At 61.9% G+C, this 24,123-nt stretch carries 21 protein-coding genes and 1 pseudogene; 10 read left to right on the top strand and 12 right to left on the bottom strand.

Annotated elements, in window-relative coordinates; all coding sequences use genetic code 11:
* Positions 1–89: 89 nt before the first annotated feature.
* Positions 90–1,718, top strand: coding sequence for an AMP-binding protein (locus tag B5T_RS20420; RefSeq protein ID WP_014996424.1), 1,629 nt, complete (start codon positions 90–92; stop codon positions 1,716–1,718).
* Positions 1,719–1,855: 137 nt separating this feature from the next.
* On the top strand, positions 1,856–3,523 hold the full coding sequence (locus B5T_RS20415) for a hypothetical protein (protein WP_014996423.1): 1,668 nt from the start codon (positions 1,856–1,858) through the stop codon (positions 3,521–3,523).
* Between the two features lie 162 nt (positions 3,524–3,685).
* Here the strand turns inward: B5T_RS20415 and B5T_RS20410 are convergent, their stop codons facing one another.
* Together B5T_RS20410 and B5T_RS20405 are read right to left on the bottom strand one after the other, a co-directional pair.
* The gene (locus B5T_RS20410; protein ID WP_014996422.1) at positions 3,686–4,870 is read right to left on the bottom strand and encodes a helix-turn-helix transcriptional regulator; all 1,185 of its coding nucleotides are present in this window, start codon (positions 4,868–4,870) and stop codon (positions 3,686–3,688) included.
* Between the two features lie 15 nt (positions 4,871–4,885).
* Positions 4,886–6,010, bottom strand: a complete 1,125-nt coding sequence (locus B5T_RS20405; RefSeq protein WP_014996421.1) for a helix-turn-helix transcriptional regulator — start codon at positions 6,008–6,010, stop codon at positions 4,886–4,888.
* A gap of 264 nt (positions 6,011–6,274) precedes the next feature.
* Here B5T_RS20405 and B5T_RS20400 point away from each other — a divergent pair, with 264 nt between their 5' ends.
* Positions 6,275–7,174 carry a LysR family transcriptional regulator gene (locus B5T_RS20400; protein ID WP_014996420.1) on the top strand — a complete coding sequence of 300 codons (900 nt, stop codon included), beginning with the start codon at positions 6,275–6,277 and terminating at the stop codon, positions 7,172–7,174.
* A gap of 130 nt (positions 7,175–7,304) precedes the next feature.
* Positions 7,305–8,885, top strand: coding sequence for an acyl-CoA synthetase (locus B5T_RS20395; RefSeq protein ID WP_014996419.1), 1,581 nt, complete (start codon positions 7,305–7,307; stop codon positions 8,883–8,885).
* A gap of 85 nt (positions 8,886–8,970) precedes the next feature.
* Here B5T_RS20395 and B5T_RS20390 read toward each other — a convergent pair whose 3' ends face one another.
* Positions 8,971–9,459 carry an FKBP-type peptidyl-prolyl cis-trans isomerase gene (locus B5T_RS20390; protein WP_014996418.1) on the bottom strand — a complete coding sequence of 163 codons (489 nt, stop codon included), beginning with the start codon at positions 9,457–9,459 and terminating at the stop codon, positions 8,971–8,973.
* A gap of 280 nt (positions 9,460–9,739) precedes the next feature.
* Here B5T_RS20390 and can point away from each other — a divergent pair, with 280 nt between their 5' ends.
* Positions 9,740–10,375, top strand: coding sequence for a carbonate dehydratase (gene can, locus B5T_RS20385; protein ID WP_014996417.1), 636 nt, complete (start codon positions 9,740–9,742; stop codon positions 10,373–10,375).
* Positions 10,376–10,488: 113 nt separating this feature from the next.
* Here the strand turns inward: can and B5T_RS20380 are convergent, their stop codons facing one another.
* The 5 genes from B5T_RS20380 to B5T_RS20360 form a co-directional block, all read right to left on the bottom strand.
* A complete protein-coding gene (locus B5T_RS20380) occupies positions 10,489–11,217 on the bottom strand; it encodes a copper resistance protein B (protein WP_014996416.1) in 729 nt (242 codons plus the stop codon).
* Positions 11,214–13,166 carry a copper resistance system multicopper oxidase gene (locus B5T_RS20375; protein WP_014996415.1) on the bottom strand — a complete coding sequence of 651 codons (1,953 nt, stop codon included), beginning with the start codon at positions 13,164–13,166 and terminating at the stop codon, positions 11,214–11,216. The genes B5T_RS20380 and B5T_RS20375 overlap by 4 nt, the downstream gene beginning before the upstream one ends.
* 73 nt (positions 13,167–13,239) lie before the next feature.
* A complete protein-coding gene (locus B5T_RS20370) occupies positions 13,240–13,518 on the bottom strand; it encodes a hypothetical protein (protein WP_041717159.1) in 279 nt (92 codons plus the stop codon).
* Positions 13,519–13,620: 102 nt separating this feature from the next.
* On the bottom strand, positions 13,621–15,234 hold the full coding sequence (locus B5T_RS20365; protein WP_014996413.1) for a methyl-accepting chemotaxis protein: 1,614 nt from the start codon (positions 15,232–15,234) through the stop codon (positions 13,621–13,623).
* Between the two features lie 67 nt (positions 15,235–15,301).
* Positions 15,302–15,856: an RBBP9/YdeN family alpha/beta hydrolase gene (locus B5T_RS20360; protein WP_014996412.1), complete on the bottom strand. Its 555-nt coding sequence runs from the start codon at positions 15,854–15,856 to the stop codon at positions 15,302–15,304.
* A gap of 330 nt (positions 15,857–16,186) precedes the next feature.
* Between B5T_RS20360 and ahpC the strand changes: the two genes are divergently transcribed.
* Both ahpC and ahpF read left to right on the top strand, forming a co-directional pair.
* Complete coding sequence (ahpC, locus tag B5T_RS20355; RefSeq protein WP_014996411.1) at positions 16,187–16,750, top strand: alkyl hydroperoxide reductase subunit C; 564 nt, start codon at positions 16,187–16,189, stop codon at positions 16,748–16,750.
* Positions 16,751–16,835: 85 nt separating this feature from the next.
* Complete coding sequence (gene ahpF, locus B5T_RS20350; RefSeq protein WP_014996410.1) at positions 16,836–18,407, top strand: alkyl hydroperoxide reductase subunit F; 1,572 nt, start codon at positions 16,836–16,838, stop codon at positions 18,405–18,407.
* 322 nt (positions 18,408–18,729) lie between these two features.
* Here the strand turns inward: ahpF and B5T_RS22855 are convergent.
* Positions 18,730–19,014, bottom strand: a pseudogene (locus B5T_RS22855) (RBBP9/YdeN family alpha/beta hydrolase); the annotation flags it as partial.
* Positions 19,015–19,140: 126 nt separating this feature from the next.
* Between B5T_RS22855 and B5T_RS20345 the strand changes: the two are divergent.
* Genes B5T_RS20345 through B5T_RS20335 form a run of 3 tightly spaced genes read left to right on the top strand, consistent with a single transcriptional unit; the run spans position 19,141 to position 21,447 of the window.
* Positions 19,141–19,437 (top strand): hypothetical protein, encoded by a 297-nt coding sequence (locus B5T_RS20345; protein ID WP_014996408.1) that lies wholly within the window; start codon positions 19,141–19,143, stop codon positions 19,435–19,437.
* A 17-nt stretch (positions 19,438–19,454) separates the two neighbouring features.
* Positions 19,455–21,125 (top strand): PepSY-associated TM helix domain-containing protein, encoded by a 1,671-nt coding sequence (locus B5T_RS20340; protein ID WP_014996407.1) that lies wholly within the window; start codon positions 19,455–19,457, stop codon positions 21,123–21,125.
* Entirely contained in the window at positions 21,118–21,447 is a 330-nt protein-coding gene (locus B5T_RS20335) for a DUF3325 domain-containing protein (RefSeq protein ID WP_014996406.1), read from the top strand. Before B5T_RS20340 ends, B5T_RS20335 begins: the two co-directional genes overlap by 8 nt.
* Positions 21,448–21,494: 47 nt before the next feature.
* Here B5T_RS20335 and B5T_RS20330 read toward each other — a convergent pair whose 3' ends face one another.
* The 3 genes from B5T_RS20330 to ada are packed head-to-tail and all read right to left on the bottom strand — an operon-like array spanning position 21,495 to position 24,117.
* A complete protein-coding gene (locus B5T_RS20330; protein WP_014996405.1) occupies positions 21,495–22,277 on the bottom strand; it encodes an SDR family NAD(P)-dependent oxidoreductase in 783 nt (260 codons plus the stop codon).
* Between the two features lie 47 nt (positions 22,278–22,324).
* Positions 22,325–23,032 carry a 2OG-Fe(II) oxygenase gene (locus B5T_RS20325; RefSeq protein ID WP_014996404.1) on the bottom strand — a complete coding sequence of 236 codons (708 nt, stop codon included), beginning with the start codon at positions 23,030–23,032 and terminating at the stop codon, positions 22,325–22,327.
* A complete protein-coding gene (gene ada, locus B5T_RS20320; RefSeq protein ID WP_014996403.1) occupies positions 23,029–24,117 on the bottom strand; it encodes a bifunctional DNA-binding transcriptional regulator/O6-methylguanine-DNA methyltransferase Ada in 1,089 nt (362 codons plus the stop codon). The genes B5T_RS20325 and ada overlap by 4 nt, the downstream gene beginning before the upstream one ends.
* Positions 24,118–24,123 lie beyond the last annotated feature (6 nt).

The raw sequence follows: 24,123 nt of genomic DNA, 5'->3' as shown, positions 1-24,123 counted from the left end.
GGAACCGTGCCGCGAAAACAACAAAGTGACCCAACAACCCGGCGCCCCGTGATCGGTATGGGGCGCCCTCAATTCAGGAGACTCCGATCATGTCCAGCACGCTTGCTTTCGATGCGGACCTGACGCCCAACGCCGCCAATTTCTCGGCTCTGACGCCGCTCACCTTTCTGGCCCGTACCGCGCTGGCGCATCCTTATCGCACCGCGGTAATCCATGGTCCGCTGCGGCGTACCTGGGGCGAGACGCATCAGCGCTGTTTGCGGTTGGCCTCGGCGCTGCGGGCCATGGGAGTGGGGCCCGGTGATACGGTGGCGGCGTTGCTGCCCAATGTGCCGGAAATGCTGGAGCTGCATTTCGCCGTCCCGATGCTGGGGGCGGTGCTCAACACGCAGAACACCCGCCTGGATGCGGCATCCATGGCGTTCATGCTGGATCACGGCCAGGCCAAGGTGTTCTTCACCGATGCGGAATTCCATGAACGCAGCCGGGAAGCGTTGTCCCGCTGCTCGGTCTCCCCTCTGGTGGTGGATGTGGAAGATCCGACTTTCGAGGGCGGTGAACGGGTCGGGGAACTGACCTTCGATGAACTGATGGCGCGCGGGCGCGACGATTTCACCTGGCAGGCGCCGGCGGATGAGTGGCAGGCGATCACGCTGAACTACACCTCCGGCACCACCGGCGATCCCAAGGGCGTGGTCTACCATCACCGTGGCGCCTACCTGAATGCCTTGAGCAACATCATCGGCCTGGGATTGCCCCAGGGTGCGGCCTACCTTTGGACGCTGCCCATGTTCCACTGCAACGGCTGGTGTTTTCCCTGGGCGGTGACCGCCGTGGCCGGCACCCACGTGTGTCTGCGCCAGCCGCACCCGGAACCGATTTTTCGTGCCATCAGCGAGCACAAGGTGACCCATTTCTGTGCCGCCCCGGTGGTATTGAACATGATGATCAACGCGCCGGAAGAGCAACGGCGGCCCTTCGATCACACCGTGACCGTGGCCACCGGCGGCGCCGCGCCACCGGCTGCCACCATCGCCGCCATGGAAAAGCTGGGGATCAATATCGTCCACCTGTACGGGCTCACCGAGACCTATGGGCCCAGTCTGGTGTGTGAATTCCAGGACCCGTGGGCGGATCTGTCCCTGGAGGAAAAAGCGGACAAGGTGGCGCGTCAGGGGATTCTGTCGCTGTCGATGACCGACATGATGGTGGCGAACCCGGACACACTGACGCCGGTGCCCCGTGACGGTTCTACCCTGGGCGAACTGTTCGTGCGTGGTCACAGTGTCATGAAAGGTTATCTCAACAATCCGCAGGGCACTGAAAAAGCCTTTGCCGGTGGCTGGTTCCACACCGGAGACCTGGGGGTGTGGTATGAGGACGGCTACGTGGAGATCAAGGACCGTTCCAAGGACATCATCATTTCCGGCGGCGAGAACATCTCCACCCTGGAAGTGGAGAGCGTGTTGTATGCCCATCCGGCGGTATTGGAAGCGGCGGTGGTGGCCGGCCCCGATCCGCATTGGGGAGAAATTCCCTGTGCCTTCATCGCGTTGAAGGCAGGACAGGCGGCGAGCGAGGAAGATATCGTCAGTCACTGCCGGGAAGGGTTGGCGGGCTTCAAGTGCCCGAAAAAAGTGTTCTTCGTCGACGAGTTGCCGAAAACCTCCACCGGAAAATTCCAGAAGCATGTGTTGCGGGAGCAACTCAACGTCTGATCTCTCCAAAGTACTCGGTCAATCTGACTGAAACCTATATGTGAGCACTTACTTATCCCCAATTTGGGGGATGCGGATCGGTGGGTGCTAGTGGTTTCCTTATGTCATCGAACGATTTCAACAGTACTGGAGGGGTCATGAAAACATTCAAACTTGGAACATTGGCACTGGCGGTGATGCTCACCGCTTGTGGTGGAGGGGGTTCGTCATCCGGTGGCAGCGGCGATGGCGGCGGCGGAGAGCCCGAGCCTCCCGTGGAGACGGAAACCGGGGTATTCACCGATAGCGTGGTGGCGGGCATCAACTATCAGACCAACCCAGGTAACCAGAGTGGCAAGACCAATGCGCTGGGGGAATATAATTACGTAGAGGGTGACACCGTTGTCTTCAGTATTGGCGACACCGAGCTACCACCGGTAACGGCAACCGGACGTGTGACACCGGCGGATATGGCCGATGGCAACCATGCGGATGTGGTGATCAATGTATTGCGGCTACTGCAGACCCTGGATGACGACGACAACCCGGACAATGGTATTGCCATTAGTCAGCAAACCCTTGATGATTTTATTGGCAAAGAGGTGGCGGTTAATCAGTCTGCCGAAGCTTTTGAAGCCGTGGCGACTGAAGAGGTTATCGGCAAAACCCTGGTAACGAAAGAAGAGGCCGAGGCGCATTTCGCCGCCTCCCAGCAGGCGGATCTGCGCGGCAGTTGGCTGATCCTGGAAGGGCCTTCCGAGCGTAATGTGCTGACCTTCCTGGACTATGGTCGCTACATCCTTTCCCACTCCTATGGAAACGAAGACCAGGGGGCTGCCACAGCAGAATGGGGAACCTACGATTGGAATCCCGGCACGGGTGAAATCACTTTTACTCTGAGAGAGGAGTCCGACGGACAGGGCGGCCTCACCTGGGAGGGCGATGGGGGCGAAGTCACCGCTGATCTGGTATTGGCGGGTGATGAACTGCACTTTGATCTTGGTGAAGGCGACACGTTCAGCGCTACCCCCATCAAGGATGCGGACAACCCCCTTGTCGGGGCCTGGTACCTGGAAGAAGAGTACGGCTTCAATGTGCTGACCATTCTGGACGATTCCCACTACACCATCGTTCACGACAATAACCAGACGGATTATAGCGGTGAGGAATTGGTTGAAGTGTCCTCTGAATGGGGTACTTACCAGCTCAATGGCGAGAGCTTTGATCCGGTTGCAACTGTGGAGACGGATGGTGAAGGTGGGCTGTATAACAAGAACCTGATAGATGAAATCTCAGGGCCTTATTACTCTCTGTCAATGGAGCGATGGGGTGATCTGAGTTTTACTGAGCACCATCCGGATGGTGACAACGATTTCTCCTTCAGCCGTGTCGGTCGCTTTGGGATGGAGCTGGAGGACCTCGCCGGGAATGCCAGTACTGTTGTTGTCGAGCGTGAGGAAGACGGCTTCTTCGAAGGATTGGAGACTGGCTTCAGCATTGATCTGGTTGGCGAAAATGACAAGGTCAATATTTATCTCAGCGCGGATGGCACAGGTACGCTCACCTTCTCGCCTGGTACCGAGGACGAAGAATCAAGCACCATTGATGCGCCTTGGAGAGCCACGACAAGCGGTACCCTGATGTTCACGGAAACCATGCCAGACCAGTCCACTGGCAGTTGGACGCTTACGCCCGTAAAGGGCCGTGACTCGACTTCCGTGATTGTTGATTTCCGTCATATTGATGGCGGTACCGAGAGCTTACTCGGGTTTTTCATCAGTGATGTGGCGAGTCCCGTTGGCGAAAACGAGGCTCTTCCCCAGTAACGCCTTGTCAGTACCCAGTAAAAAGGGGAGCGATGTCTCCCCTTTTTGCGTTTGCCGGGATCTCCCTCCGCTGGCAGAGCATTTGGAGAGAATGGGATGGGTTGATGGAGGCTCCGGGGCGAGCCCGGAGTGACGGGTTTTTGGGGCTTGTTCGCGTTGTGTTCACCCCAGGGCCCGCACCAGCATGGAGACCAGCTCGGTCTGTTTGCGGTAGCCGTTCTTGGCCAGCAAGTTTTTGATGTGCTGACGGGCGGTATGGATGGAAATTTCTTTTGCCACGGCAATTTCGTTGGCACTGAGGCCGTGGATCAGATCGACGGCTACTCCGGCTTCCGCCGGGGTACACTGGAACAGCGATTGCAGCTTGCCAAAATCGGGAACCAGATTGATGTCGAAACTGAACAATTCCGCCAACACGCCATTGTGTTCGATGCTATTCGCCACCAGAGGCGTCAGGCAAATGGCGAGACGTTCGTGACCGTTTTGGATGAAGAGGGTTTGTGTGTCCAGGTGACCTTTATGAGAAAGCACAATGGCAGTGGAGATGGCGTCATGCAGTTTCCGGGTCAGGCGTCTGTCACTGCTGTGCAGGCGCTGGTCGTCACCGATGAAGAGGTTGCCGGTGTTGTCGAGCAGGTCCCTCGCGGCATTGTTGGCCTGTGCAATGTTGCCCAGGGCGTTGAATACCATCAGGGGCTTGTTCACATGGTTGAGCGCCATGGCCAGGTTTTCGTTGTCGCTGTTTGACTGGTACAGCTTCAGGTGCAGGGCAACGGCATTTTCGATATGCGGGGCCAGCAGGTTCATCTGCAGGAGTTCGTCATCGGTATAAGGCCCGAAATCCTGGTGGCGGTTGGCCATGAAAACCACATTGGTGCCGTTTTCCCGGGTCACCAGCATGCCGGCGCTGTCGCCCATGCCCACCGCTTCCGCCCAGGCCCTGCTTTCCGGGCCGAGGATGTCGAGGATGGTGCGGCTGCTATCGCCGCCCAGAAAAGAATCGAACTGCCGCGGGGGCAGCTGCGCATAGCGGGTCAGGGCTTCGTCTTTTTCCGGCAAGTCGCTGTTGATATACCACTCCTCGAACCCTTCCGGGTAGCCGAAGGTCCAGCCGTACACCATGCGCTGGGGATTGGAGGTAACCCCGAGAATCCCTCCCTGTAAAGCCTTGAAGTGTTGTTGAAAGGCATCGAAGAAAGACTGAAAGCCGGTATTGTCGTGCAGGCATCGGTACAGGGTGCTTACCAATTTGTTGTACGCCTGAAGTGTGTTCCCATCCAGTGATGGAAAAGGCAGGCTGGCGTCCTGGTCCGACCGGGGAACCATCGTCAGGTCTTGCGTTTTCACTGTTTTAACTCCTGGCTAGCTGATCTGCACGACGCCGGATAACAGAGTGCGGATCACATCCTGCTGCTTGTTAACACCCATTTTCAGGTAAATACTTTTCAGCTGGCTGCGAATGGTCTCCACACTGACCCCATGCTGCTCACTGATCTGCATGGTGGACAGGCCGTTGACAAGGCCCATGGCGACACTGGCTTCGGTGGGCGTCATGTCATACAGGGAGCGCAATGCCTCGGCCGGCAGATTGAAGGTGGAATCCGGGTCGCACAGGTATAACGCCACGCTGCCGGCGGGCTGGGGCTCATTGGTCGGGGCGTTTTCCAGTGGCGCGAGCATCAGGTTGAGGGCGTGTTCCCGGTCAGGATGATGGAGACCAATGGCCTGATTACGGGTGGTGACGTCCTGTCGGTCGGCCGTGACCAGTTGGGTCAGCAAGGCCTGAAAGTGCTGGTTTTCCCGAGGATAGTGGGCATGTGCCTGGCCGTTGCTGTTGATGGTCAATGCCTTGTGCCGAGAGAGCAGGGCTTCAGCGACCGGATTGCAGTAGTTCACAAGACCATCCGGTCCCAGGATGATCAGTCCGGTCATGAAACGCCCCAAGGCGGACTCGAGTGTCTGTTGCCGGCAGCGCAGGCGGTGGAATTCCTTGTGAATGCGCAGCGCTCTTTTGAAATGGGGATAGAGCCGCTGCAAGGTCAGGCAGTCATCGTCGGAGAACGGCGCGGCCTGAAAAGAGCGGTGCAGGCCGATGCCCACATGCCATTCATCGTCGTTATAGACATTCATGGTAGCCAGAAAGCCAATGTCATTGGGTTTGAGAACCAGCCGGTAATAGAAGGGATGCTCGGTGCGTACGTCTTCCGCCCGGAGAAGCTGGCGGGCCTTGCCCAGCGGCTCGCGGTATTGCAGTTGAAACGTATAGTCGTATCGGGATATGCCAAAGCGATAGGCCGCCCTTACCGGTTTGGGCAAGCCGTGGGCACCGATCATGCCACGGGTTCCGCCCTCATGATCTTCCAGAAAGAGGGCTCCGGAACGGGCATTGAGCAGTTGACACAGGCCGGTAGTCACTGCGTCCCAGTGCCCCGGGTTGTAGGAAGCCTCGTAGATTTCCCCAACAAAACCAAGTAGCTCGTTGGTCAATGAACGGTTCTCCGTGGTGCCGGCTTCAGTCGAGCTGGATGCGCGGAAGTTGTCGATATGTTGGCCCTGATCGGAGATTTTTTCTCGTTATGAAAAGGGTGTGCTTTAAACAATATAGGCGACCAGGAAAAAATGTGAAACATGTCACATGTATACGTTGAGGCGGCGGTCCCGGTGAACCGGCTGCGAAAGGGTCTGGGGCCTTGGTATTATCATCCATTGAGATGCTACTCTATTTCATTATCGCGAAGAGGGATGAAGGCCATGCTGATCCGATCCCTGGAAATCTTTCAGGCCGTGGTGGAGAGCGGTAGTTTCAGTGCCGCCGCCGAGAGCCTGCATACGGTGCAGTCCAACGTCACTGCCCATATCAAGAAGCTGGAAAGCGAGCTGGGCGTGCGTGTGTTGGAGCGCCGCAATCCGGTGGCGCTCACGTCCGCGGGGCATCAATTGCTGGGATACGCCCGCCGCATCGGTGATTTGCATAATGAGGCGCTCAACCACTTCAAGGGCGGTGGCGAACCCACCGGAGAATTGCGCCTGGGCAGCATGGAAACCACCGCCGCCGTGCATTTGCCGAAAGTGCTGCCCGCTTTCAGTCGACGCTGGCCGGCGGTCTCCCTGAATTTGCGCACCAGTCCTTCCGCCTGCTTGCTGGACGAACTTCGCGAGGGGCGCCTGGACGCGGCGTTCGTGATTGCCGGTAACGTCGGCGATGGTCTGATCATGAGGCCGGTGTTCCGTGAACGGTTGGTATTGGTGAGTGGCCGGCCGCTCGATGGCGTGCCGTGCGCGGCGGAATTGTCACGCACCTCCTTTTTGTCTTTCCGTCAGGGCTGTGGTTACCGGCAGACGGTGTCGGTGCTGCTGGCGGAGCAGGGCGCGCCCCCGGCGCCGATCCATGAGCTGGGCAGCCTGGACGCCATTCTGGGCTGTGTCAGCGCGGGTATGGGGCTGGCGGTATTGCCGGAATCCACGGTGCTTCAGTACCGCCATCGCTATCCGCTGCACTCGGTGGCCTTGCCGGAAGCGTTGTCGGCGGTGACCACCGCCATCGCCACCGCCGAGGAGGAGACCTGGAGCCGGCCGTTGCGGGCCTTCATGGAAGGGTCCTGGTTACCGGATCTGGACGAGCCGTCGCGGCCGGCGCTGGCCTCGGTGTAGTCCGGTGCTGATCGGTTTGGCCATGACAAAATAGTCGGTTCTGACGAATACCCGCCGCTTTCTCCCAGGCAACATCAAGGGTTGACGCCTGCCGGGCGACATCCAAAAACAACAACGCTAGGAGAGGTTCATGAACACGGAAGCCAGTCTGCGCCATCCGGGTCTGCACGCACGGGTAAAGCCCGATCATCCCGCCGTGATTCTCGCGGATACCGGCCGCAGTATGAGTTATGCGGAGCTGGACGCCTTCGCCAACCGCTTGGCCCGGGTGCTGCAGAACGAAGGACTGGATTACGGTGATCATATCGCCTGTTTGCTGGAAAATCGCCTGGAGTGCCCGGCGGTCCAGTGGGGTGGCCATTACGCCGGTCTTTACTACACCTTCGTCAGTACCCGGCTGAAGCCGGAAGAAGTGCTCTACATTCTCGAGGATTGCGAGGCCCGGGTGGTGATCCTCAGTGCGCAAACCGCCACCCCGGAACTGGTTGAGGCCATTGGTGAGCTGCCGTTGGCGCCGAAGATCTTCATGCTGGATGAGCCGCTACCGGGCTGTGAATCCCTGGAACAGGCCATGGCAGGACAGTCTCCGGAGGCGCTGCCCGGCGCCCGGGAAGGCAGCGACATGCTCTACTCTTCCGGCACCACCGGCCGCCCCAAGGGGGTGAAACCGGAAATCAGCGGCCTGCCGGTGGGCAGCACCGAAACCCTGGCGGGGTTGATCGAACTGGCGTTCGGCGGCAACGGCGACATGGTCTACCTGTCTCCGGCGCCGTATTACCATGCCGCGCCGCTCAAATGGACCCGCGGCGTGCTGGTGCTCGGCGGCACCGCGGTGATCATGGAGAAGTTCGATCCGCAGCGGGCACTGGAAAACATCCAGAAATACAAGGTCACCCATAGCCAGTGGGTGCCGACCATGTTCCACCGCATGCTGCACCTGCCCGAGGAAGTGCGTAGCCGCTATGACGTCTCCAGCCTGAAAATGGCGGTGCACGCGGCGGCGCCCTGTCCGGTGACCACCAAGCAGGCCATGATCGACTGGTGGGGCCCGGTGATTTATGAGTACTACGGCAGCACCGAGGGCGCCGGTCTGACCATGACCAACAGCGAGGACTGGAAGAAGCACACCGGTACCGTGGGCAAGGCGATCTACGGCACCCTGCATATCGTCGACGAGGAAACCGGTGAGGAGCTGCCCATTGGCCAGGAAGGCGCCATCTACTTCTCCGGTGGCCACCCGTTTGAATACCACAAGGATCCGTCCAAGACCGCCGAGGCGCACAATGACCAGGGCTGGGCCTGTGTCGGGGATATCGGCTGGCTGGATGAGGACGGTTACCTGTATCTCACCGACCGCAAGAGCAACATGATCATCTCCGGCGGCGTTAACATCTACCCGCAGGAGGTGGAAAATACCCTGATGGGACATCGCGCCGTATTCGACGTGGCGGTGATCGGCATCCCCAATGAGGAGATGGGGGAATCCGTGCACGCCATCGTGCAGTCCCGTGAGGACAGGCCGGGCACCGCGGAACTGGCCACGGAGTTGCTGAGTTTCTGCCGTGACAAGCTGTCGTCGATCAAGTGTCCGCGCACGCTGGAATTCCGCGACACGCTGCCCCGTGAGCCCAACGGCAAGCTGCTGAAGCGGTTGCTCAGAGACGAGTACAGGGAAGGAAAACGGAAAGCGGAGGGCTTCTTCAGCCTCTAGGTGAAGAGAGGTATCGCGGCTGGTGAGCCGCTCCCGCACATTCCCTGCAGGAGTGATTCACCAGCCTCGATTGGCGTGCCAGCGTTTAGTGGTCTTCGCCGTCCGGTCCGTGCACGTGGCCGTGCTGTTGCTCTTCTTCGCTGGATTCGCGGATATCGGTGATTTCCACGGCGAAGTTCAGGGTTTCCCCGGCCAGCGGATGGTTGCCGTCGATGGTGACCTGATCGCCATCCACCTCGGTGATGGTGAAGATGCGCGGGCCGGCTTCCGTTTGTGCCTGGAATTGCATGCCCGGTTGCAGCTCATCGCCGGCGCCTTCGAAGGCGGAGGCCGGAACCTGCTGAATCAGGCCGTCGTGACGCTCGCCGTAGCCTTCTTCCGGGGCCACGGTAACGTCCAGCTTGTCGCCCACTGCCTTGCCCACCAACGCCTTTTCCAGACCGGGGATGATGTTGCCGTGACCGTGCAGATAGGTCAGCGGCTCCTGCCGTTGATGGGAGGAGTCGATGGTCTGACCGGCGTTGTTGGTCAGGGTGTAGTGGAACGCCACCACCTTGTTGTCTGCAATTTGCATGGATGCCCTTTTCGGGTTGATGAATTTTGGGCGGGAACCGTCCCCGCGCCCGCATACCGGCATGGTAACAGGGCAGCGACGGCCGTGACCAATCGCCGCCCGGCTGCGCGCCAGCGCCCCGGACGTTATAATCGGTCCCGCTTGCCGCGTCACCGGCCTGTGCCATTGGTGCCTTTCCCCCGGGGACCGGACGGATCCGATACACTTTGAAAGGGTTTTCGCCGTTTCTTTACGGAGCCGTTCCGGCATCATGGGGGTCGGATATGGAGAATGCCCGACCATGAAAACCCTGCCGCAGCTTTTCACCAACAACGAACAGTGGCGTCATCAGATCGAGGAAGAGCATCCCGGTTTCTTCCGTACTCTGGTAGGCCAGCAGAACCCGGAATTCCTGTGGATCGGCTGTGCCGATTCCCGTGTCCCGGCCAATGAAATCGTCGGCCTGATGCCCGGTGAGCTGTTCGTGCACCGCAATGTGGCCAATCTGGTGCATCACACTGATTTCAATCTGCTCTCGGTGCTGCAGTTCGCCGTGGAAGTGCTCAAGATCAAGCATGTCATGGTGGTGGGGCATTACGGCTGTGGTGGCGTGCGTGCCGCCATGGAAGACCAGCCTCACGGGCTGATCGACAACTGGATCCGCCAGGTGCGGGAGCTGTATCTGCGCCACCGCAAGCAACTGGCGGACCTGGAACCCACTGCCCGCCTTGATCGCATGTGCGAATTGAACGTGGCCCGCCAGGTGATCAACGTTTCCAATACCACGGTGGTGCAGGAAGCCTGGCGCCGCGAACAGCCCTTGACCATCCACGGCTGGATTTACGGCATCGGCGACGGCCGTCTCGGCGATCTGGGCATCGAGGTGGACAACAATGCCCACCTGCGTGAATTGGAAAGCCAGGAATTCGAGGTTTGATACCTCACAATTCACGGGCACACCAATAGAGCTTGTTGGGAGCCGGCGGGCAGCGCTCCAGGACCGTGCTTCTCCCGTGTCCTGGAGCGCTGTCCGCCGGCTCTCTTCCCCCTCTAGTACCAGACCCGGATACCGGCCACCAGCATGGTGTCACTGGTGTCCTCGCCGTGGTCACGGGCGAAGTCGGCGGTGTCGCCGAATTTCTTCTCCCAATGTACGCCAATGTAAGGGGCGAACTCGCGGCGGATTTCATAGCGCAACCGCAATCCCGCTTCCACCGTGGCGAGCCCCTGGCCGATACCGAGGTCCCGATCCTCCTTGCCGTACAGGCTGGCTTCCACTTCCGGAGTCAGGATCAGCCGCTGCGTGAACAGCAACTCGTATTCCGCTTCCAGACGCAGTTCGCTGTGGCCGGATTCGCCCAGGAACAGGTTGGCCTCGGTCTCGAAGAAGTAGGGAGCAACACCCATCACCCCGACACTGACCCAATCCCGGTTGGGATCGTCCGGTTGCCAGTCCCGGCGTACACCCAGTTGCCAGTCCCAGTAAGGCGCGAAGGCACGGCTCCAGGCCAGCCGGGTTTCCAGACTCTCGGTTTCGCCGCCCCGGTCCATGAGTCGCTCGCCTTCGGTGGCGAAATACAGCTTGTTGATATCACCGCCGTACCAGGCGTTGGCGGACCAGGCCGCCACGGTGCCGTCGTCGGCGTCGCGGGCTTCCAACTGGTCCACCAGGATTTGACCGAAGCGGGCGGGCATGCCCTCCATGGCCAGAGCCGGTGTTCCGACGAACACGGCGATCAGTGCGACCAGCAGGCCGCTTAACGTCATTGATGCTTTCATGAGCGGCTCTCCTCGTCGGTGTGGTGTTGATGGCGTGGCACCACGCGCACTTCCCGGAACATGCCCGCTTCCATGTGATAGAGCAGGTGGCAATGGTAGGCCCACCGTCCCAGGGCATCGGCACGAACCAGATAGCTGAGTTTTTCTCCGGGTTTCACCAACAGGGTGTGTTTGCGCAGCAGACGCCCATCGCCCAGTTCCAGATCACTCCACAGACCGTGCAGGTGGATCGGGTGGTGCATCATGGTGTCGTTCACCAGGGTCAGCCGCACTCGTTCGTTGTGATACAGCTCGAGCGGCTCGGCGTCGGCGAACGGGATGCCGTTGAAACTCCACATGTAGCGTTCCATGTTGCCGGTGAGGTGCAACACGATTTCCCGCTCCGGCTGCGTGCTGTCGGGCAGACCATGGGCGTATTCCAGGTCGGCGTAGGTGAGCACTTTCCAGTCCCGGTCGCGTAGCCCGATGCCGGGATCGTCGAGCATCGGCACCGGAGACATGGCACGCATGTCCACGCCAGGACCGTATTCGCTGTCGGCGTGTTCCGTGGCGCTTTGTCGGGCCGGCAGATCCGGGTTGTCCGCCGAGACCGCGAAGGGCACGGCGGCGTTGGTGTCGTGGTTGGTGTGCCCCATGGCCGAGTGGTCCATCCCGTCCTGCGTGCCGTGGCTCATCCCCTGATGGTTCATGCTTCCATGATTCATGCCGCCGGACATATCGCCATGGTTCATATCCCCATGGTCCATGCCGCCATGATTCATGCGAGAGTGGTCCATGGTCTTCATGGCGCCACTGTCGTGTCCCATGGCTCCGTGATCCATGGCGCCCATGCCCATTTCCCGGTGCCCGAGCAGCGGCACCGGGTCCAGCTCCGGCACTTCGGCACTGAGCGAGGGATCCGGCGTCAGGGTGCCACGGGCGTAGCCGGACCGGTCGATGGTTTGCGCGAACAGGGTATAGGCGCGGTGATCCTTCGGCTCGACGATCACGTCCAGGGTTTCCGCCACACCCAGGCGGCACTCGTGGAAGCGCACCGGTTTCACTGGCTGGCCGTCCATGGCTACCACGGTCATATCCAGGCCGGGAATACGCAGGTCGAAGATGGTCATGGCGCTGGCGTTGATGAAGCGCAGCTTGATGCGCTCGCCGGGCTCGAAGCGGGCTTGCCAGTTGGCGGCCGGGGTATGGCCGTTGACCAGGAAGCTGTAGGTGTAACCGGTCACATCCGCCAGATCGGTCTCGCTCATGCGCATCCGGTTCCACATGTGGCGATCCTTGAGCGTCCGCACCACGCCTTTCTCACGGAAATCCCTCAGCGTGTCGAACAGCGTCCGTTCGCTGAAATTGTAGTAGTGGCTGAGTTTTTTCAGCGTGGCGTAGATGCGCTTGGGATCCTGGTCGCTCCAGTCGGAAAGCACCACCGCGTAATCGCGATCCACCGTATGCGGGTCCGCTTCCGCCGGATCAATAATCAGGCCGCCGTACAGGCCGCTCTGCTCCTGAAAACCGGAGTGACTGTGATACCAGTAAGTGCCGCTTTGCCGCAGCGGAAACTGGTAGGTAAAGGTTTCGCCGGGGGCGATACCGTCGAAGGACAACCCCGGTACGCCGTCCATCTGGAACGGCAGCAGCAGGCCGTGCCAATGGATCGAGGTGGTCTCTGGCAGGTGATTGGTCACTCTCAACGTCACCGTCTCGCCTTCGCGCCAGCGCAAGGTCGGCGCCGGCAGGCTGCCGTTGACCAGGGTGGCGGGCCGGTTGCGGCCGGTCAGATTGACATCGGCGGCGCCAATGTTCAGTTGGAATTGGTTGCCACGCAGCTCCGGCGCGCCGGTCTGGCCCTGGCGGGCGAACAATTGCGTCGGGGTGAGCCCCAGACCCAGAGCGGTGCCGCCCAGGGCCAGGCCCTGCACGAAGCGCCGGCGAGGCAGGGAAAAAGACGTCGTCATGGGACGTTCTCCTCAATAGAAAGCAAAAGGCGCCACCCGTATGCGGGGGCGCGTGTTTCGATGGGAAAACAGTCTAGATGGACGGCGGACGCCACGGTGGCGTGGGGAAACCGGCGAAGCGCTGGCCGGGAGAGGCAAGGCGGTCCGATGCGGGTCGTTGAGGTGCACGGACCGAACTGGCCGCGGTGGTCAAGGCGCCGCCCTGACAGGCCTGCAGGCAAGTGCAACCTTCCGCGTCGCCGGCGTGGTGGGGACAGGGATGATGCTCCCGCATTTCGCCGCTGGCGCAGGGGTGATCGCCGCCATGGTGGGACGCCATGGCGGGGGCCGGGCTCAGCAGAGCCCAGGCCATCAATAATCCGGCGAGCAGCGTTGCCACGGGCCGGAGGGCAGCGGAAACGGGAATCATGGTGTGCTTATACAACCCCGGGGTCACCCCCGGGTCAAGCCTTCTTCAAGCCGGCGCAGGAACCGCTTTTTCGCTCTGGAGCAGGTCGTGATCGTCCGCTGTCCCGGTCCGTGGCGGGGGCTTGACCTGAAAGCGGGCCACATACAGGCGCAATTGCTGGCTCTGGTCCACCAGGCGTTGGGCGGCGGAGAAGCTTTCCTGCACCAGCCGGGCGTTTTGCTGGGTCATCATGTCCATTTGCGTGATCGCCTCATTGGCCTGGCCGATGCCCTGGCTCTGCTCATTGGACGCGGTGGCGATTTCGCTGACCAGGGTGCTGAGCCGGCCGATGTCCGCCACCATGCCGGTGATGATTTCGCCGGTGCCGCGTACCTGCTGGCTGCCGGTGGCCACCAGGGTGCCGGCGCTTTCGATCAGGGTCTTGATCTCGCCGGCGGCCTCGGCGCTGCGGCTGGCCAGATTGCGCACTTCTTCCGCCACTACCGCGAACCCGCGGCCTTGCTCGCCGGCGCGGGCCGCTTCCACGGAAGCGTTGAGAGCCAGAATATTGGTCTGGAACGCGATCTCGTCGATGGCGTCGACGATGGCGCTCATCTGCTCGGCGCTGTCATGGATGCTGCCCATGGTGTGGATCACGGTATCCATGGCGTCGCTGCCGCGGCGGGCATCGCCGGCGGTACTGTTGGCCAGGTGCCGCGCCTGCTCGGCGTGGTCCGCGTTCTGCTGCACGGTGGTGGTGAGCTGTTCCATGCTGGCGGCGGTTTCGGTGAGCGAGGCGGCCTGCTGCTCGGTGCGGGTGGCTAACTCGTCGTTGCCGGCCTTGATGTCTTCCACCGCGGTGTTGACGACATCGGCACTGCGGTGAATGTCGCCCACGGTGGCGCCGAGGGACTGACGCATCCGTTCGATGTCGAACAGCAGGCTGCCGGTGTCGCCGTCTTTCAACCGCGTGGGTTGGCTCAGGTCCCCTTCGCTGATATAGCGCACCGCTTCGGCGGCGTAACCCGGTTCGCCACCAAGTCGGCGTAGCACGCCGCGAATGATCACGCCCATCAGCAGTGTCAGTGGAATGCCCAGGGCCAGCAGGAACAGCAGTGACTGAGTGAGGCTGGCGTAGAAGGCGTCGTTGATGTCATTGATGTAGACGCCGGAGCCCAGGTACCAGTCCCAGAGCGGGTAATGCACATGCAGGGACGACTTTTTCGCCAGGCCTTCCTGGCCGGGATGCACCCAGAGGTAATCGACGAACCCGTCTCCGTTTTGTACCGCCTCCATGAACTCACGGAACAGATAGCGCCCTTCCTCGTTTTGGTAGTCCCACATGTTGGTGCCCTTGGCGAGGCTGGGGTGGGTCAACATGCGGTGGTTCTCATCGAAGGCATACAGGTAACCACGCCCTTCGTCGTAGGTCATATCGCGAATCAGTTCCTCGGCGCGCTGCCGGGCCTCGGTTTCGCTGATGACGCCGGAAGCGGCCAGCCGGGCCTGTCCATCGACGGCGTTGAGGGCGGAATCCACGTACTGGGACAGTCCGGTCTTGCGCTCGGTCAGAATGGTCTGACGGTTGTCCCAGGCGGTCCAGCCCGCCAGGAGCAGCATCGCCAGCCACAGTAACCCGAGCATGCCCCACAGTTGTCGGGTCATGGTCCACTGCTTCATATCTGAGCCTCTTTATTGTTGTCTTCAAGAGAGCTATCGGCAGAAGCGGCTTCAGGTTGATGGGGTTCTATCCGGTCAGGGCGGTACCGCGCGAAGCGCGCTGGCTGAGCAGCCAGCGCAGATCATCGAAGCCTTGCCGCCACTCGCCGATGCCGGAGGCGCTGTTGATATGACCCAGATCGCCGCCATTGCGAAACGCGCAGCCCCAATCCCGGGCCAGGCGGCGGGCCTCGTCCAGGCTCATCCAGGGATCGCTGGTGCTGGCCACCAGGCGGGCCGGGACGGTCAGGGGGGCGGGCAGGCGTCGTGGTGAAGTCTCCGGCAGCGCCGGAGCCACCAACAGCAATCCGGCCACTCGCCGTGGCCGGGTCGTGGCCCAGTGGGCGGCGGCGACGCAGCCAAAGCCGTGGGCAATAAGCACGAAAGGGGACGATAAAGCGTTGGCGGCCAGATCGAGCCCATCCAGCCAGAAGGCCAGCTCAGTGCTCTGCCAGTCCGGCAGCGTCAGACTGTGCAGCCAGGGTAAGTGGGATTGCCAGCGTTGCTGCCAATGGTCCGGATCGCTGCCATGCAGTCCGGGCACCAACAGTCCATGGAAGGGGGCGTTTTCGCGGGCGGGCATTATCAATGCTCCCATTGATAAGGAGAGGGAGCGTCAGCATAGGCAGGGGAGTTGTCGCTTTCTTTACCGGCGCGGGAAGAGGTGATGACAACGCGCGCCGCCCTTGATTCAGGGCACCGTCTTGCCAGTGTCACCGAGGGTAATGAAGATGGGGCCCGGACGGGCGACTCACGGATAGCGCCCGTTTCAGGGAAAAGTCGAGCGCCCGGCGGCACGAAACACTGATAGGAAAAACCAATCGCGACCATTCTGCCTATCCATTATGAATATCGTTTCGCCGGCGTTATGCTTCTCTCCGTCAAGTTGACAACCTTTCGAAAGGAGCAAGACATGTCTGTAATCAATACCGAAATCAAGCCGTTCAAAGCCCAGGCGTTCAAGGACGGTAAATTCGTCGAAGTGACCGAAGCCGACCTGAAAGGCAAGTGGGGAGTGTTCTTCTTCTACCCGGCCGATTTTACCTTCGTTTGTCCCACTGAGCTGGGCGACGTGGCCGATCATTACGAAGAGTTCCAGAAGATGGGCGTGGAAATCTACTCTGTCTCCACCGACACCCACTTCACCCATAAAGCATGGCACGACAGCTCCGAAACCATCGCCAAGATCAAGTACACCATGATCGGCGATCCGACCATGCAAATCAGCCGTAACTTCGAGGTACTGCGTGAAGACGAAGGCCTGGCCAACCGCGGCACCTTCATCGTTGATCCGGACGGCATCATCCAAGCCATGGAGATCACCGCCGAAGGCATCGGCCGTGACGCCGAAGACCTGCTGCGCAAGGTGAAAGCCGCTCAATATGTGCGTGCCCATCCTGGCGAAGTATGCCCGGCCAAATGGAAAGAAGGCGAAGCCACCCTGGCTCCGTCCCTGGATCTGGTCGGCAAAATCTGATCCCGCCACGGGCATGGATCAATCCCGGGCCCACGGGCCCGGGTTTTAATCGAAATCCTGCTAATCGTTCATGGAGACCGCCAGCATGCTGGACGCCAACTTGAAAACCCAATTGCAATCCTACATGGAGCGCATCACGCAACCGTTCGAGATGGTCGCGTCCCTGGATGATGGCGACAAATCCCGGGAGCTGTCGGAGCTGCTGCGCGACATCGAGGCGATGTCCGACAAGATCACGTTGCGTGAGGATGGCGATGACGAGCGCCGGCCCTCATTCAGCCTGAACCGTGTGGACGGTGACATCAGCCTGCGCTTCGCCGGTATTCCCATGGGCCATGAATTCACCTCTTTGGTGCTGGCACTGTTGCAAGTGGGTGGCCATCCGCCCAAGGTCAGCGACGAGGTGATCGAGCAAGTGCAAGCGCTGCAAGGCGACTTCCGCTTCGAAACCTATTTCTCTCTGTCCTGCCAGAACTGCCCGGACGTGGTCCAGGCGTTGAATCTGATGGCAGTACTGAATCCGAACATCAAACACGTGGCCATCGACGGCGCCCTGTTCCAGGACGAAGTCGATCAGCGCCAGGTGATGGCGGTGCCCAGCGTGTTCCTGAACGGCGAGGAATTCGGCCAGGGCCGCATGGGGTTGGAGGAAATCCTCGCCAAACTGGACACCGGCGCCGCCGAGCGTGACGCCGAGAAACTGAACGCCAAGGAGGCCTTCGATGTGCTGGTGGTGGGCGGTGGGCCCGCCGGTGCCGCCAGTGCCATCTACGCCGCCCGTAAAGGCATCCGCACCGGTGTCGCCGCCGAGCGTTTCGGTGGTCAGGTGCTGGATACCATGGCGATCGAGAACTTCATCTCGGTGAAGGAAACCGAGGGCCCGAAACTGGCCACCGCGCTGGAGCAGCACGTCCGTGATTACGATGTGGACATCATGAATCTGCAGCGCGCGCAGCAACTGATTCCGGCGGCCAGCGAAGGCGGCTTGCATGAAGTCCGGTTCGCCTCCGGTGCCAGCCTCAAAACGAAAACGCTGATTCTGGCCACCGGCGCCCGCTGGCGTGAAGTGAACGTGCCCGGTGAGAAAGAGTACCGGGGACGCGGCGTGGCGTACTGCCCGCACTGCGACGGTCCGCTGTTCAAAGGCAAGAGCGTGGCGGTGATCGGCGGCGGTAACTCCGGCGTGGAAGCGGCCATCGATCTGGCCGGCATCGTCGAGCACGTCACTCTGCTGGAGTTCGACACCAAGCTGCGCGCCGATGCCGTGCTGCAGAAGAAACTGCACAGCCTGGCCAACGTCACCGTGCACGTGAACGCCCAGACCACCGAGATCACCGGTGATGGCACCAAAGTGAACGGGCTGCTGTACAAGGATCGTGACAGTGGCGAAGAGCACCGCGTGGAACTGGCCGGGGTGTTCGTGCAGATCGGCCTGGTGCCCAACACCGACTGGCTGAAGGGCACGGTGGAGCTGTCCCGCCACGGTGAGATCATCACCGACGCCCGCGGCGAGACGTCTATCCCGGGCATCTACGCCGCCGGCGACGTCACCACGGTGCCGTACAAGCAGATCGTCATTGCCATGGGCGAAGGGGCCAAGGCCGCGCTGAGCGCCTTCGACCACCTGATCCGCACCTCGGTGAGTGACGCCGCCTGATCATGGGCGGGATAAAGCTGCCCCACAATTGTGGGGCAGCTTCCCACAGACCGAACTACGATGCCGCTGTAGGAGCTAGCCTCGCTGGCGAATGAATTGTTCCCGAATGGTGGAAGAATTCGCCAGCAGGGCTAGCTCCTACAGCAGCTTCGTAGAGATCTCCAAAATTCATGTCTACAAGGCCGCGAAAGCGGGCCTCGGGTTTGGCGTGTCAACGAATTATGGGACTCCAGCGGTCCACGGACCGCGATCCATCAATACGCCTGGGAGACAGCGGAAGGAGTGATGCGCGGCGCCGTCGGCATCGCAGGAAACTCCGCGGTCAGGCGCCGCAGATAACGGCGGCCGTCGTCCCGGCGATGGTGGCCGGAAGCCACGTTGATATGCCCCACGCCTTCCAGCAACTCGAAGTGAAGTCACTGCCCCATTCATCGGCAAAGTGCCCCGCCCGGGCGGGGCTGGCGGCACGGTCGTTGCTGGAACCAATCAGGATCGATCGGAACGGCAGCGGCTCCATGGGCACCGGGGCAAAACCTCGCAACGCCGCTGGTGCGGTGCCCCGTTCCACGTCCGCTGGCGCCACCAGCAACGCTCCGGCCACTCGATGAGCCCATTGTTGCCCATGCCGGCGCCGTCATTTGGGGCGAATTTCATTAGTGTTTGCGATCGAGTATCATTTGCGGCATTCCGCCAACCCGCGAACAGGACGCCCGGCGTCCCGGACAGGAAGACCATGAGCATCGCAACCGTGTCCCGCACACAACTTCTCTCCCGCATCGCCGCCGCCTTGCTGGGCGGTTATGTGTTCGCCTGGGGCTTCATCGCGCTGGGCGTGGCCGCCGCCTTCGCCGCCGGCATGCCTTTCCACGACGCCGAGCATTTGTTCAGCCTGCTGGCTTTTCTGCTCTACCTGGTGACCTTTTTATGGAGCTTCGCCGCCCGCGATCCGCGCCGGGTATGGCTGGTTCTGGCTGGTGGCGGCGCGATGATGGCGGCGCTGGCATCCCTCATTCAACACGCTCTGGTGTGACCGGAAGGAGCTCTCTCATGTTTCAGAATTTCCGTCTCGCCATGGCCTGGGTTCACACCTGGTTCGGGCTGTTCCTGGGTTTCGTGCTGATGGTGGTGTTCTTCTTCGGTTCGCTGTCGGTGTTCGATCGGGAAATCGACCGCTGGGCGATTCCCGAGAGCCGCTTCGAGCCGCAGCCGATGCCGTCCTTCGACGAAATCCTCAAGCCGGTATTCGAGGACATGCAGCCGGCCAAGGAAAGCGTCGATCAGATGCGCCCCCGGGTGGACGGGCCGATGCCGGAGCATTTCGACACGCCGGTGCGTTGGGGCGCCTACACCACGCACCGGGACCCGGTGCTGGGGCTGTTCGCCGGCTACCAGGTGCCCAACGCCAACAACCCGGACGAGTTGGTGTGGGGCACTCGCACCATTGACCCGCGCACCGGCGAGTCCCTGCCGGACGATCAACTGAAGATCGGCAGCCGCTTCTTCTATCCGCTGCACTACAGCCTCAATCTGCACTGGAAGGATCTGGGCTACTGGATCGTCGGGCTGGCGGCGCTGATTATGCTGGTGGCGCTGGTCACCGGCGTGATCATGCACCGCAAGCTGTTCCGCGAGCTGTTCACTTTCCGGCCGAACAAAAGCAAGCAGCGCAGTATTCTCGATCTGCACAACCTGACTGGCGTGGTGGCGCTGCCGTTTCACTTCATGTTCGCGTTCACCGGACTGGTGATTTTCGCGGGCATCTATTTCCCCGTCACTCACACGCAGTTGGAACCCCTGCACGATCTGCACGAAGTGATCGAATCCCAGGAAACCGGCTTGCCCCACGAACGGGCCGGCGTCGCCGCGCCGATTGCCTCGGTGGACGCGATGGTGGCGGAAGCCCGGCGCCGCTGGGCGGCAAAGGACATGGCCGGCGACGTGGGCTTTCTGGCGTTGCAGCACGTTGGCGACGCCAATGGCTACGTGAGCATTTACCGCGCCGGTACCGACCGTATCGCCCTCACCGGGGAAGGGATTCACTTCAAGGCCTCCACCGGTGAAGTGCTGCGCGAGGACCCGCCGCCGTCGGCGGTGGAACGGATCGATGAGTTCCTCACCGGTCTGCATTTGCAGCATTTCCGCCACTGGCTGTTGCGCTGGCTCTACGTGCTCGGCGGTCTTGCCGGCTGCGCCTGTATCGCCACCGGCTTCCTGTTCTTCGTGGAAAAACGCAAGCGTCAGCATGCCAAACGCGGCCAGATCGGCTCGCGGGTGGTGGACGCCCTGGCGGTGACCACGGTCACCGGCATGCTGATCGCCACGCTGGGGATTCTTATCGCCAACCGCTTGCTGCCGACCAATCTGCCGGCCCGGGGCGATTGGGAGCAATATTGCTTCTGGGGCGTGTGGGCGCTGGCCATGGCGCACGCGTTCTGGCGCACCGCGCCGGTGGCCCGGGCCAGGCTGGCGCCGGCCTGGGGCGAGCAGTGCTGGGCCATCGCCGTGCTGGCGGTGAGCGCGGTGGTGCTCAACTGGGTCACCACCGGCGACCATCTGTTGAAAACCCTGAGTGCCGGTTATTGGCCGGTGGCGGGGGTGGATCTGTTCATGCTGGTGAGTGCACTGGTGGCGGTGCTCACCGCGCGGCGTCTGAAACGCCGTGCCCGTCCGCAGCCGGCGGACAGCGGCGAGCTGTCCGGGGAGGCCGCCCATGCCTGAGAACGTCCTGTTACTGGCGGCCTTGCTGCTCAGCGTGATCGGCCTGGGCTGGTTTGCCCTGGCGTTGGACGTGCATTGGAAACAGGCCTGCGGCAAGCAGGCCCGTGGAGTGGCTTCCGCCCGCGGGTTGAGGCTGTTTGGCGGTGTCGCGCTGGCGCTGTCGCTGATCCTGTGCCTGCAAGTGGATCATCCGACCATGGCGGCCCTGGTGTGGATCATGTCCCTGGCCGGCGCGGCCCTGATCGTGGCGTTCACACTGTCCTGGCGCCCCCACTGGCTGGCGCTGCTGGCGGCACGGCCGCCACGGCGGCAGGCCGGTTGATCGGCACCGGAAAGGCCGCGTAGGCCAGCAGTCCCAGACCGGGTTCCCTAGCGTTTTACGCCGCTGGCGTTGAGATGGCTGCCGCCGTCCACCAGCAATGCTTCGCCGGTGCTCAGGTCGCCGCCGATCACCAGGCCCAGTACCGCCTGAGCCACGGTTTCCGGTGACGCGGCGTCATTCAGCGCGGCGCCTCTTTTGGTTTGCTCCAACAGCGCGTCATAGCGCTCCTGGCCCAGGCCCTGGGCCAGCCATTCCCCTTGCACGAAGCCCGGACAGATGGCATTGACGCGCACCTGCGGGCCCATCACCCGCGCCAGGGATTTGGTCATGGTCAGCAGCGCGCCCTTGGAGGCGGCGTAGGCGATGGAGCTGCCGACCCCGGCCAGCCCGGCGATCGAGGCCATGTTGACGACGTGGGCAACGCCACTGTCGCGCAGGGCTTTTTCCGCCGCCCGCACCATCTGGTAGGGGCCGACGGTGTTGACCCGGTAAATGTTGAGGAAGTCGTCGGCGCTGAGACCGTCCAGGTTTTCATGAGCGCAGAACAGGGTGGTGCCGGCGTTGTTGACGAGAATGTTGAGACGGCCGAACTGATCCAGCGTGGCCTGCACCAGTGCCCGGCAATCCTCGTCGCGGCTGACGTCCGCCTGCACCACCAGGGCTTCCACGCCGAGGGCGCGGCAATCGTCGGCCACTTTCTGTGCCCCCGCTTCGTTACGGCTGTAGTTGATGACCACGTTGCAGCCGTATTCGGCGAACAAGCGGGCGGTGGCGGCGCCGATGCCGGAGGATGAACCGGTGATCAGAGCGACGGCGTTTTTTATTTGCATGTGGAGCTCCCGAGTCAGGGCCGCCGGTGGCCCCGAAACGGGCTCACTCAGGCGGCGTCATGAAAGATCAGCCCGAGAGTATAGCGTTGACCCCGGCGAAGTTCGCTGACGCCGTGGCGCAGAGTGACCCGGTAGTCCCCACGCTGACCGGCCACCGGCCTTTGATTGACCGCGAACACCAGGGCGTCGCCCTGTCGAAGCGGAGGCACCATGGCCCGGGATTGGCGGCGCGGACGCTGTTCGGTAAGCACGAACTCGCCGCCTTCGAACTGTTCGCCCGGTGCCGACAGCAACACCGCCACTTGCAGTGGAAACCAGTTCTCGCCGTAGAGATCCTGATGCAGGCAATTGTAATCACCGGGCTGGTAACGCAGCAGCAAGGGCGTGGGGCGGCATTGGCCGTCGTCATGGCATTGAGCCAGGTAAGCGTTGTGCTGCGCTGGAAACCGCCGGGCCTTGCCCAGGCGGGCCTGCCAGCGATTGGCTATCGGTACCAGCCGTGGATAGAGGTCCTGACGCAAGGTGTCGACCAATGGCGGCAGCGGATAGGCGAAGTACTGGTATTCGCCCCTGCCAAAGCCGTGCCGTGCCATCACCACCCGCGAACGAAAACGGTCCGTTTCGGCGTACAGCGCGGCCAGCCCGGCGCACTCGTCGGCGCCGAGCAGGGCGGGAATGACCGCATGGCCGTTATCATCGAGATGTTGCTCCACGGCCGGCCAATCCACCTGCTCCAGGCGTTGCCAGGGTGTCATGAACGGCCCTCCTGTGAACAGGACTCTCGCTCCAGCAGTGCGCGTTTGCGCTCCACGCCCCAGCGGTAACCGGACACGTCGCCGTCGCTGCGCACCACACGGTGACAGGGGATCACCACCGCCAGCGGGTTGTTGGCGCAAGCACCGGCCACCGCCCGCACCGCCTTCGGTGAACCGATGCGTTTGGCCAGTTCCGCGTAGCTCAGGGTTTCGCCGGCGGGTATCTGGCGCAGCGCCTGCCAGACTTTCTGTTGGAACGCGGTGCCACGGATATCCAATGGCAAATCCAGCGACTGTTCCGGGTGGTCCATCAATGCCGCCACCCGGGCCACCAGCGCTTCGAACTCGCCGTTGCCGGGCTGCAACTCGGCCTTGGGAAAGTGATCCTGGCACTCGCGCAGCAAGGCGTCGGCGTCGTCGCCGAGGGCGATGGCGCAAATGCCCTGACCACTGCGCGCCACCAGCAGGGCCCCGAGCGAGCACTGGCCCACGGCCACCTCGATACGTTCACCGTTGCCGCCATCGCGGAAGCGGGCCGGTTCCATGCCCAGCAGAGCCCGGGCCTGCGTGTAAAAACGGCCACTGCTGTTGTAGCCGGCGTCGAAGATGGCATCGGTGATACGGCCATCCCGTTGCAGCCCCTCGCGCAACTGGCGTGCCCGTATCGCGCTGGCGTAGGCCTTGGGAGTGACGCCCAGGATCCGCTTGAACACCCGGTGAAAGTGATGGGGGCTGAGACCGGCCTGTTCCGCCAACTGATTCAGGGTCGGCGGTATTTCCGCCCGCTCCATATGGCGGCAGGCAGCGATGATCGCCGGCAGGTGCGCCGGGGCCTCCCGGTCCGGGCGGCAGCGGGCGCAGGGGCGAAAGCCGGCGGACTCGGCCTGTTCGCGGGTGTCGAAGAAACGCACATTCTCCGGCCGCGCCCGCCGTGCCGCGCAGGACGGCAGGCAATAAACCCCGGTGGTGATGACGGCGTAGTAGAAGTGGCCGTCGGCACTGGCATCGCGCGCTACCAGGGCCCGCCAGCGCGGATCGGCAAGGATGGCCTCGGCCTGTTGCTGTTTGCTTGCTGCTCTGTTCATGGCTGC

This window comes from Alloalcanivorax dieselolei B5 (genome assembly GCF_000300005.1).
Lineage (GTDB): Bacteria > Pseudomonadota > Gammaproteobacteria > Pseudomonadales > Alcanivoracaceae > Alloalcanivorax > Alloalcanivorax dieselolei.
The sequence above is the reverse complement of the archived record's forward strand: the minus strand, read 5'-3'. Positions and strand labels throughout refer to the sequence as shown.